The organism is Bacteroidota bacterium (genome assembly GCA_016183775.1).
Classification (GTDB): Bacteria; Bacteroidota; Bacteroidia; order JABDFU01; family JABDFU01; genus JABDFU01.
In genome coordinates, this window is sequence record JACPDY010000034.1 from 1 (window position 1) to 12,494 (window position 12,494).

A 12,494-nucleotide genomic window follows, 5' to 3' on the forward strand; every position below is an offset into this window, starting at 1 on the left:
AAGTGTGATAATTCCTGAACACTCTCCTTAATTGTTAACGATTTTGGATGAGACATAGAATTATATTTATAGTTTAGTCCAAAAGTAATAAAAAAAATCTACATGCAAAATATTGGACTATATTTTATTTATAATTGGTATAACAACTCATTTACCAACCATGTAATACAATTAGAAGCCGGCGATAGTTTATATATGTTTTCTGATGGCTATGCTGATCAATTCGGAGGAGAAAAGGGTAAAAAATTCATGGTTAAGAATCTTCAGAAAAGTATTTTAAGTACGGTTCATTTGTATATGGCGGAACAACAATATGAACTGCTTAATATATTCAAAAACTGGCAGGGAACAAATGAGCAGTTGGATGATGTTTGCCTGATTGGAATAAGAATGTAATGTTGCGGATATTATCTGACAGTGTAGGTAACAGAAGCTGTTTTCCAACCTTTATATCTCTTATAACCGTCCAGGAAGTAACGATCGTGCCGTTATAAACTATTTCACCATCACCGAAATTATAAACAATAGTATTGGTATTACTTCCCAAACATTTGAGAGTAATACTGTGGGCAGTTGAATTTATGGTTTCCTTTTTACAGGCCGCCAGGGTGATACAGATTATTAATAATACTGGTAGTTTTCGCATTCTATATCTCTCGATGGTAGATTTAAAATAATGTTTTAAGATACATATTTTATTTTGAAATGCAAAAATCTCATTAGTAACCATAACAGCTTTTGTTGTGCAGGCTCTTTTGTGATAAGCAGCAGTTTTGTGCTGGAACGTGGTGTTTGTCTATGTAAAATATAATGAAGATTAGGTTTTTTTGTAAAAGGTAACTATTTCACCAAAGTGACATGCCCCACATATTTATGTTCCCTGTAAAATACGTCAATGAGGTCAACTTTCCATACATAAACATCCTGCTGGGCAACTTCCTGACCGTGGTTAGCGCGGCCATCCCAATCCAGATTCAGGCTTTCGGTAACAAATATCAGGTTACCCCAGCGATCGAACACCATCATTCTGTATTCCCTGATGTAAGTTCCTTTTCCGTTAAAGCCATCGTTTATGCCATCGCCATTTGGTGAGAAGGCATTGGGTATATAGAAACTGTATTCAGGGTAAACGCGCAGGCAGTGTTTGATGGAATCTTTACAGGCATCATAATTTGTTACGATCTGCCAGATGCAGAATGTTCCGGTATCTTTATATGTATGTCTTGGGTTTTGTACATAATTCAATGAGTCAACGGTTGATCCGTCGCCAAAATCCCACTCCCAGCTTAATGTGCCGGTTGACTGATCTGTGAAATTAACAAGCGGGCTGAGTACACTTACCGAGTTGTGATCCATTGTGAATCCCGCTACCGGTAAACCCAATATGCTAATGTAATTTGGCTTATTAAGGATCTGCGTACAGCCTTTGTCGGTTGTTACGGTAAGTGAAACATTATACAGCCCTATCATGTTATAACAATGAGTCGGATTTTGTTGTGTCGAAGTTGTTCCGTCGCCAAAATCCCATAACCAGGAAACAATTGTAGAGCCTGCAGCCACTGTACTCTGATCGGTAAAGTCAGTGCATACATTTAAACAGCCCGCTGTATCACTCGCAATAAAATTCACTATAGGGTCCGGATACACATTAACCGTTACCATGGCCGTGTCCGAAGGTGTTCCGCAATCATCATTCCCTGTAATTGTATAGGTTGTGGTAACGCCTGGTGTAACAGTAATGCTGTTTCCTACAAAATTGCCCGGCTGCCAGGTGTAACTGTAATTCCCATTTCCGCCGGAACCCGTAACAGATACTATAAATGATGTGCCGGGACAAGCGGCCGGAGGCGGAGCATTAGCGGCAATAACCAATGGTTGTTTCACGTTCACTTTTACCGTCACCGGCAGTGAAGGACAGCCGGTGGCATCTTTAACTACCACAGTGTATGTTGTGGTTATAGTCGGATTAACTGAATAATTTTGTCCTATAAAAGCACCATTGTCCCAGGTAAATTGATATGCAGGAGTACCTCCTGACGCTGTAACGTTCAGATTCACCGTTTGTCCGATACAAACATCTGTATCGCTGGCAGAAACTATAAGATTTATTGTAGGAGCCTTAATGGATACATTGGCGGTGTCAATACAGCCGTATATATCGGTTACGGCAACGTAATAATCACCTGCACACATGTTTTGTGCGTTGACGGTTAATTGCGGTGGAACGGTGTTCCATGAATAAGTATAAGGTCCTGTACCGCCCGATACCTGTGATGAAGCTGTACCTGAACAAATGCCCAAACAATTGGTATTTGTGAAACTTCCGATCAACACATCTGGTCCGTTCGAGTTGCCCACGTTGACCAGTGTGGAATCAACGCAGCCATTAATATCTGTAACTATTACTGTGTAGTCACCTGCGGCCAGACCGCTGACTGTTGTACTTGTACTTCCGGTGGGATTCCATAGATAGTTATATGGAGGAGAAGCTCCGCTCGCACTTACTGTTGCCGTACCATCATTTATGTTACAATGAGCAGTTGAACTGCCCGGAGTTAATATAAGTGGAGTTGGTTGTGTAATAGTGATATTAGTGCTTGCAGGGCAGCCATTGGCATCCGTTACAATTATGGTATAGCCTCCTGCGCAAAGATTGCTGATACTTGCAGTGTTACCGCCGTTCGACCAGGCAAAAGAGTAGGGAAGAACACCATTGGCTGGTGTTACAACGGCCTGCCCCTCACATGAATTAAAACATTTCACCGGAGATCCTGCAACGGTAAGCAGTACAGGTCCGGGTTGACTGATAATAACTGAGTCAGCCAATTTACAGCCTTTTGAATCGGTGATAGTGTATTTATAACTTCCCGAAAATATGGGTGTGATTGTAGGAGTCACATTTCCTGTGTTCCAACTATAGGAATACCCGGGCGTTCCGCCTGAAGCGTTGAGTGTCGCGCTGCCTGTTTTTTGTCCGTAACACAATACATCTACCTTGGTGGCATTGCCTGTGATCGGCACCGGCTGTGTAATAATCACCGAATCCACTTTTATACATCCGTTATTATCATTTACCGTAACAGTATATATGCCAGCATGTATTCCGCCGATAGCTGAACCTGTGTAGCTGCCGGGCATCCAGGAATAGGTGTAAGAAGGTGTTGCTCCGTTTGCAACTACTGATGCGGTTCCGGTTGAGTCATTGTAACATATAAGATCAGTACCGGAAATACTGAGACTTAACGGTGTAGGCTCGGTTATCAGGGCAAAGCTGCTGTCAATACAATTGTTTGCATCAGTTACATAAACTCCGTATGAGCCGGGCGCTAAATTAGTTATTGATGTGGCGGTACTGCCGGTAAATGGCCACAGGAAATTATAGGGCGGAGTTCCTCCTGCTGCTGTGGCGGTTGCAGTACCATTATTGCTGCCTGTGCAGGAAGAGTTTGCAATGGTTGTTGTGATAACGATCTTCGGAGGCTGAGAGACCGAGTCAATGTATGTGAAGGGACAACCCAATGAATCGATGACATAAATTGTATAAGTGCCGGCTTTCAAATTAGAAACACTGTCGGTAAAATTAGACATAGGGGCCCAGGAGTAGAGGTAAGGTGCAGAAGATCCTGAGACAACAACTTTTGCCTGTCCGTCATTGCCGCCAAAGCAGCTTACATTTTTCTTAACGGTAAAGGCCGAATAAGGTACAGGCTGAGTGATTACTGCTGAGGTTGTTGTTGTACAGCCTTTACTGTCCGTAATATTAACCGTGTATGACCCCTGCGGTAACAACCCTGAAATGGAATCTGCTCCTCCCGCAGGTGTCCAGCTGTATGTATAAAAAGGTGTTCCGCCTGTAACCGAGGCTTTAATGTTACCATTACTTCCTCCGTTACAGAAAACATTATTTACAACAGAACCGGTTGCCGTCAATACAGGAGGTTCCGTTATAGCGACCGTATTTGTTTTTGTGCAGGACTGAGAATCTGTAACGGTAAAGTTGTACTGTCCGGCAGAAAGATTGTTTTCGACGAGAGCAGTGCCGCCTGATGACCAGCTGTATGAATAACCCGGCGTACCACCTCCGACAAGAGCGGCAACAACTCCATCACTTCCTCCAAAGCAGGAAACATTTGATTTTGTAATGGTGATCGCTATATCAGGCGGTTCTGTGACAGTTGCCGTAGCTGTGGCCGTGCATGCTTGCGCATCGGTCACAACAATTGTATAGATACCTGCGGGTATCGGGGTTGTAGCAGTTCCGCCGCCTCCTGTGGGACTCCATGAATAGGTGTAAGGTACAGAACCAGCGTTAGCTGTGGCGTTTGCGCCGCCCGTGCTTGTGCCAAAGCAAACCGCCGGAACAGCGTTGGCAATTACGTTAGGCGGCAAGGCAGTGTTGATCAGTGAAATTGTCCGCGCATCGGTACAGTTGTACGCATCGGTAACTGTTAAGGTGTAAATGCCCGATGACAGGTTGGTGGCCGTAGGACCTGTGCTGATAGAAGGACTCCATGAATAAGTATATGGAGGCATGCCGCCAAAAATGGTTACTGATATGGAGCCGTTAGGCAGGTTACATTTCGGATTGACTCTGAGTGGGGGCAAAATGAACGGAGTCGAAGAAGAGTTAATCGTAAATATTTTGGCGGTATCACAGCCTTTTGAATCGCTTACTGCCACAATGTAGGTACCGGGTATTAAACCTGTTTCGATCTGGTTGGTTCCTCCGAAACTCCAGGTAAAATTATAACCCGGTGTTCCACCGGAAGGATTAGCGGTGGCTACGTAGTTATTGTTTCCACTGCATGCACTCTTTGTAACGGAAAGTGTCACATCAACAATGGGTGGTTCGGGAACAAGGATCGAATCAATCTTAATACACCCGTTGATATTTATGTCGGTAACCGTAACTGTGTACATTCCGGGGGCAAGATTGAAAATATTCTGGTTACTGTTATTGATAGGTCCCCATTGAAAGGTGAAAGTTCCCGATCCTCCGTTGGCAGTTACAGAAGCGGATCCGTCTTTATCGCCAAAACAAGTTGCGCTCACAGCAGTGAGGTTTGTGTTTATGCCATTTGTCAATGTAATTGTAACAGAATCTTGTTTAGTACACGAGTTGGCATCGCTCGCATATACGAAGTATTTTCCGGGAAGCAGGCCTGTAAGTGTATCGTTGGCTGTAAAAACAGGCGTCCAGGAATATACATAGGGGACTGTGCCGCCGCCTGCCTGTACATAAGCCTCGCCATCTGAGTTTCCGCAAGTGGCTTGTTTGATAGAAGTATTTATTGTAACCGGTGTTGGTTGAGTGACTGCAATGGTTCTGGCTGCGATACATCCTTTGTTGTCTGTAATATTTACAGTGTAAATGCCCTGCTTTAAACCCGTGATAGTGGCAGTCGTTGAGCCGGTTACTGCCCATGAATAAGTGTATGGGGCATTTCCCCCCGAGGCTGTAACCGAAGCTGTACCTGTGCTGTCACCAAAGCATGTAACAGGGGTTTGGCTCATGGTGCCTGAAAGAAGGGGAGGCTGGGTAATGGTCACTGCGCCTATCGAATTACAGATAAGGTTGGTTGCATCAGTAACCTGTATAACATAATTTCCGGCAGAAAGTCCGCTGAGTGTAGTAGCCGTATTTCCTGATGGCACCCATGAATATATGTAGGAGCCGCTTCCTCCTGTCGCAGTTACAGTTATTTTGCCGTCATTACTTCCGTTACATGTAATGTTTGTAGTGGCAAATGAGATGGCAATTCCGTTGGGTTCGGTAACTCTTGCCGAATCACTTTTTGTACATCCTGTATTGTCGGTAACAGTTACTATATATAATCCCTTATACAATGAGTTTATGTTGGTTGATGTATTTCCGTTACTCCATAGATATGTATAAGGTGTTGTACCTCCGTTAGCAGTAACACTTGCTGATCCGATGTTTGAACCGCAGGCTGTATTCGTACGATTCATCATCAGTGTCATGCCCGAAGGTTCGGTAATAGTTACGGAGGCTGTGGCAGTACAACTGTTAATATCACTCACTGTAACAGTAAATGATCCGGGAGCAAGATTATTAAGTGTGTCACCAAGTATAGTGCCGGGATTCCATGTATAATTGTAAGGGGCAGTGCCGCCGGTAGCGGTCACAAATGCTTTACCATTGTTATATCCATTGCAGGTAATGTTTACGCCACTTGCAGCAGCTGAGAGAATTGTCGGTTGGGTAATAGTTACTGATCCTGTTGTATTACATCCGTTGTTATCCGTAACTGTAACTGCATAAATATTAGGGATTAGATTACTTATGGTTGCCGTAGTTGAAGCATCCGACCAGGTATATGTGTATACGCCTGCTCCACCGGTTACTGTAGCGGTTGCAGTACCATCACCTTTTCCAAAACACGTCACGTTTGTTGAGTTGACAGGGGAGTTTAGTGTGGCGGGTTCTGAGATAACAACAGAATCAACCAATGCACAGGCACTATTGGCAATATCTTTTATTGTTACTTTGTATTTACCTGTTGAAAGATTTATGATCGTTGCTGTGGTGGCTCCTCCGGGGCTCCATGAATAATCATAATTACCTGATCCCCCGGAGGCTGTCACGTTTGCTGTTCCGTCATTGGCCCCGTTACACGTTACATTTGTTGAATTGAGAGAAGCAGATATAGCATCCGGTTCGGTAAGTTGTATCGAACTTGTTGATGAGCATCCTTTCGTGTCAGTTACTGTAACCGTATATGAACCTTTTGAGATATTGATGATTGTGTCATTTGAGCCTGCAACGGGAGACCACTGATAGGTGTAACCTGAGTTGCCGCCGGATACATTTACAGAAGCCTTCCCATTGGTCTGTCCGCAATTGGGCTCTGCCTTACTCATGGTAAGTGAAAGTGCTGCAGGTTCATCCACAATTGTAACACTTGTGGTTGTACATCCGCTGCCGTCAGTGATAGTTACCGTGTATGGCCCTGCAGAAAGTCCTGTTACCGTGTTTCCGGTCGGAGATCCCACCATAGACCACACAAATGAATAGCTTCCTGTTCCGCCACTTGCATTGACAAGAACTTTTCCGTCATTATTTCCGAAACAGGTAATGTTAACCGAGTCGGCGGCAGCAACAAGTTGCGGCGGTTGAGTAATATTTATGGTTTCGGTTAACGTACAATTATTATTGTCGGTAAGTGTGACTGTATATGTTCCTGCGGTGCGTCCGGTTATTGAGGCTGAAGTTTGTCCGGACGACCAGCTATAGGTATAAGGTGTTGTTCCTCCTGCGGCTGTAATGCCTGCAGTTCCGTTATTCCCTGCAAAGCAGGTCACATCGGATGAAGTTTTTGTAAGGGATAAAATGACAGGCTCTGTAACACTAACGCTGCCCGTAGTTATACAACTTCCGTTGTCGCTCACAGTGACACTATAAGTGCCGGGTGAAAGTCCTGTTATTGTATCATTTACCGATCCTGCATAACTCCAGGAATAAGTATATGGCGCGGTTGCGCCCGAAGCGATCGCCCATGCCTTTGCGTCATTGAAGTTTTTGCATGTTACATCCAGCGAGTTCAGGTTGACCGTTACAACCGGGTAAGCTAAAATAACGGTACCAATGGTATCACAGCCGGTAGACAGATCTATCACCCTCACCTGGTAAGTGCCGGGTCCAAGACCGGTGATCGTATCATTAATACTTCCTGTGGGTGTCCATAAAAAGCTGAATGGACCGGTGCCGCCTGTAACACTTACATATGCTTCACCATTAAGATTATAACAGGTGGGATCCTTGTCGCTTGTTGAAATGTAAAATGGCGGAGGTTCTGTAATAGTTATCGATCGTGTGATTGTACAACCATTGGCATCGGTTACTGTTAATGTATAAGTGCCGGGGCCGAGACCACCAATACTGTCTGTCGCTCCCCCGTTCGGAGCCCATGTATAAGTGTAGACTGGTACGCCGCCTCCGGTCGTGGATCCTATACCTCCATCATAAGCACCGATACAACTTACATTTACAGAATCTAATTGTAAAGTAAGTACCGGAGGTTCAGTAACTGTTGCAGAGCTGGTGGCTGTACAACCATTCGCGTCGGAAACTGTAACAGTATAAGTCCCCACACTAAGGTTGTTAAGACCGGAACCGGTTCCTGCAACAGGTGTCCAATTATAAGTGTAAGAAGGTGTTCCGCCGTTTGGCGTTGCTGTTGTGGTGCCGTTGGTCTGACCGAAGCATATAATATTGGTTCGTGTAACTGGTACAGTGAGCGGATTGGGTTGGGTGATCGTTATGATCGTTGATGCACTGCAGGCGTTGTTAATGGCGTCAATTACAGAAATCGTATAGCTTCCGGCGATCACACCGCCTATAGTAGCCGAGGTGGATCCACCCGGTACCCAGCTATAAATGTAGCTCCCTGTTCCTCCTGTGGCGCTTACCGATGCAGTTCCATTGCTTAATCCATTACAGGTGATATTGGATTGAGTGGTGATTAGTGAAATTGGATTTCCAACAACAATAGTTACGGTTCTTGTTTTTGAACAATTGTTGGCATCGGTTACGGTCACGGTATAATTACCGGGAGCAAGTCCGATCTCAAGTGCATTTGTGCCGCCACTGCTCCAACTGTATGTATATGGTGTTGTACCTCCCGTAGGTGAAATAGTAGCGGTGCCATCAGAAATACCGCATGTCGCGGTTGTTGTTGTCTGGGTAAGCAACAGATCCGGAGCCTCTGTTATTGTAATTGCGGTGGTTGAGGCGCAATTATTCGCGTCATTGATACTTAATGTGTATGTGTTTGCAACAAGGCCTGTAGCCGTTGCTCCTGTTCCGCCCGATGGTGACCATAAATAAGTCAGAGTTCCTGTTCCTCCTGATGCGTTAATCGAAGCAGTACCTGTTGCGGTACCAAAGCATGCCACATCAATATGTGTATTTACTGTAACAGAAAGCGCCGCGCCCTGTGTGATGGCAACTGTTGCTGTTGATGAACAACTATTGGCATCCGTAACAGTTATCGTATAGGTGTTTGGGCCTAACCCTGTAATTGTGCCGGAAGTGCTTCCTGTACTCCAGTTATATGTATATGGTGTTGTTCCGCCTGTAGGATTTGCGGAGGCTTGTCCGTTGTTACTGCCGTTGCAGGTAATATTAACCCCGCTTATATTTGAATTTAATACTGCCGGTTCCGTTATGCTCACCGTTACAGTTGTTGAGCAGGCTGCATTTCCTTCATCCGTAACTGTTATAGTATATGCAGCAGGTGTTAAACCGGTAACGCTGCTTGTGGTATATCCGCCGGGCGACCAGTTATAGTTATATGTTCCGCTTCCACCTGTTGGACTAATCGTTGAAGTTCCATTCGCGGTTCCGTTGCAATTTATGTCTGTTTTTACAGCAGAAGCCGCAAGACTATTGGAAATGGATATCGTAACTGTCGCAGTGCGGGCGCAGCTGTTCGCATCATTTACAACAACGGTATAAGTGTCCGGGGCAAGATTTGCAGCAGTTGCGGATGTTATTCCGTTCGACCACGCATAAGTATATGGGGTTACACCGCCTGAAGAATTTACATTGGCAGTTCCGTTATTGGAGCCGCAGGATGCATCTGTTTTATTTGTACTGATCGTAAAAACCGTTGGTTGGGTTATAGTAATGGTAGCGGTTTTCGTACATCCGTTGCCGTCCGTAACAGTTACTGTATATGTATTCGCCGCAAGTGCTGTTGCGGTTGATGAAGTTCCTCCTGTCGGTGTCCAGCTATATGAATAGGAGCCGCTGCCGCCTCCTGCAGTAACAACAGCCTGACCTGAATTTTGTCCGGAACATTTTACATCCGTACCGGTTATTGAAGCTGTCACTAAGGTATTTTGAATAACGGTGCCGTTTGCAGTTTTGCTACATCCGTTATTATCCGTTACAGTTACCGTGTAACCACCTGCAGCTAAACCGGTAATGGCACTTGTCGTGCTTCCGTTCGACCAGATATAGGTATAAGTACCTGCACCGCCTGTAGGTGAAACAGAAGCCTGTCCGTTGTTATTGCCTGAACAAGATATATCAACAATAGTTATAGGCGCTGTTAATACGGCCGGTTGAGTGATTACAGCCGTTGAAGTACCTGAACATGCCGCGTTACCGGCATCGCTCACAGTAACGGTATAAGTACCAGGCGCTAAACCGGTTGCTGTGGAGCCAGTTCCTCCCGCCGGAGCCCATGCATAATTGAATGAACCGCTGCCGCCCGATGCCGACACGGTTGCCGTTCCGTTACTGGTGCCATTACACGCAATATTGGTTGATGATAAAATTATATTTAATGGATTCGCGAGACTGATTGTCACGCTGTTCGTTCGTGAACATCCGCCGGCATCTCTTACTGTGACTGTATATGTACCCGCTGCCAGGTTGCTTGCTGTAATTCCGGTGGCCGAATTCGACCAGTTGATAGTATAGGGTAATGTGCCGCCTGATGGTGTGGCACTTGCTGTTCCGTTTGTTAATCCGCAGGTCGCGTTTGTCGAAGCGGTCGTGATGGTCATACTTGCAGGCTCTGTAATAACTGTTGATGAAGTTGCGGTACAACCATTGGCATCTGTAACTCTGATCGTATATGTTCCCGGCGATAAATTGGTTGCAGTTGCTCCCGCTCCTCCGGAAGGCGACCAGCTATATACGTATGGCGGTGTTCCGGCGGAAGCAGTCACTGCCGCCCGCCCGTTATTGGCGCCAAAGCAGCTTACATTATTTATGGTATTGGCGAAAGCCGTTGGAGGAGAAAATTGATTTGTAACCACTGCTGTTTTTGTTGTTGAGCAGCCTTTGCTGTCTGTAACAGTAACACTATAGGTTCCCGCAGAAAGGCCAGATGCAGTATTTATAGTTTGGGCAGTCGGATTCCATGAGTAGGTGTAAGGCGCTGTTCCGCCAAGTATAGTTATGGTGGCGGCGCCATTTCCCCGAAGACAGGTCTCCTGGGTGATGGAAGGGTTGTTAATAAACAGCGGGGCCGCATCCGAGATAGTGACGTTCGCATAAAACTCACATCCGTTCGCGTCGGTTAATCTGATGGTGAATGTTCCGGGGCCTAAGTTATTTGCAGTTGCTGTATTTTGTGGCGGAGTAGTGTTCCAGAAGTACGTATAGGGTGGCGTGCCACTGGATGGAACTATAGTAGCCGTACCATCTGTTGCGCCATTACAACTGCTGTTTGTGCCTGTAACCGTTCCCGATAATTGTGTTGGTTCAGATATCGTTATTACGGTCGATTGAGTACAACCTGAAAAATCGGTGACCGTAACGGTGTAACCACCTGCGGTGAGACCAAAAATCGTATCGTTTATTCCCAGGCTTGGATTCCATACATAAACGTAAGGAGCTTTTGAACCATTTGGCGTGACCCATGCTTTGCCATCGTTATATCCAAAGCAGGAAACATTTATTGAAGTAGAGCTTGTGATCACCGGTGCCGGTTGTGTCACACTAACATTTGTTGTTGCTGTACAATTATTGGCATCGGTAACTGTAACTGTATATGATCCTGCTGCCAGGCTTGTCGCTGTTATCCCTGCTTGGGCTCCTGTCCAGCTATAGTTATATCCGGCAACTCCTCCCGAGGCAGAGGCTGTGGCCCTTCCGTTTCCTGAATTGTTGCAGGTTAAGTTTACCGGGGTAGCTGTAACTGTTATAGCTGTAGGTTGCGTTATGGTCACAGAGTTTGTAACCGCACAGCCGATCGCATCACTTATTGTAACAGTATAACTGCCTTGCGAAAGGTTGTTTGCAGCAGGGGCCGTAGATCCGCTGCTCCAGTTGTAGGTAAAAGGACCCGTTCCTCCGGATAATGTAGCAACCGCACTGCCCGTAGTACCTCCATTGCACAGAATATCAGTATTTGTGAAGCTGATGGTGTTGGGAGCCAGGGTACCAATATTGACCAATGCGGTTCTTGTACACCCTTTTATATCCGTGGCTCTTACTATATATGCACCGGGAGCTAAGCCGGTAGCTGTTTTTCCGGTTTGTCCGTTCGTCCATGAATAAGTGTAAGTGCCATTGCCGCCACTCGGGTTAGCTGTGGCTGTTCCGTTAGAGACTCCTGTACAGCCGGCATCGGTTTTTGTTGTGGTAACTGTAAGTGGTGCAGGTTGAGTAAGCGTAACAGTTGCCGTAGCCGTACAGCCTCCGGTATTATCAGTTACAGTAACAGTATAGGTTGTGGCCGACATGGTAGTTGCGGTTATGCCGGTTTGTCCTCCAATGCTCCATATAAAACTGTAATTTCCGCTTCCTCCCGAAACATTTACAAAAGCGGTTCCGTCGGTGCCGCCACTGCAGGAAACAGGTGTAAAACCAGTTCCAAGAGTAAGAGGGCACATAGGTTTTAATTTAAAAATAACTGAAGCAAATGCAGTTGTATTAATTAAATAAAGTAATACTATATGTAATAATACATAAGTAATTGATAATAAACTTTTTATGTTTTTATTATACTTCATTA

At 45.4% G+C, this 12,494-nt stretch carries 2 protein-coding genes; one reads left to right on the forward strand and one right to left on the reverse strand.

All coding sequences use genetic code 11. The features are described from left to right. Positions 1–102 precede the first annotated feature (102 nt). Complete coding sequence (locus tag HYU69_04390) at positions 103–396, forward strand: SpoIIE family protein phosphatase (GenBank protein ID MBI2269579.1); 294 nt, start codon at positions 103–105, stop codon at positions 394–396. A 444-nt stretch (positions 397–840) separates the two neighbouring features. On the opposite strand, the gene HYU69_04395 is transcribed toward HYU69_04390, so the two are convergent. Then, on the reverse strand, positions 841–12,372 hold the full coding sequence (locus tag HYU69_04395; protein ID MBI2269580.1) for a gliding motility-associated C-terminal domain-containing protein: 11,532 nt from the start codon (positions 12,370–12,372) through the stop codon (positions 841–843). Positions 12,373–12,494 lie beyond the last annotated feature (122 nt).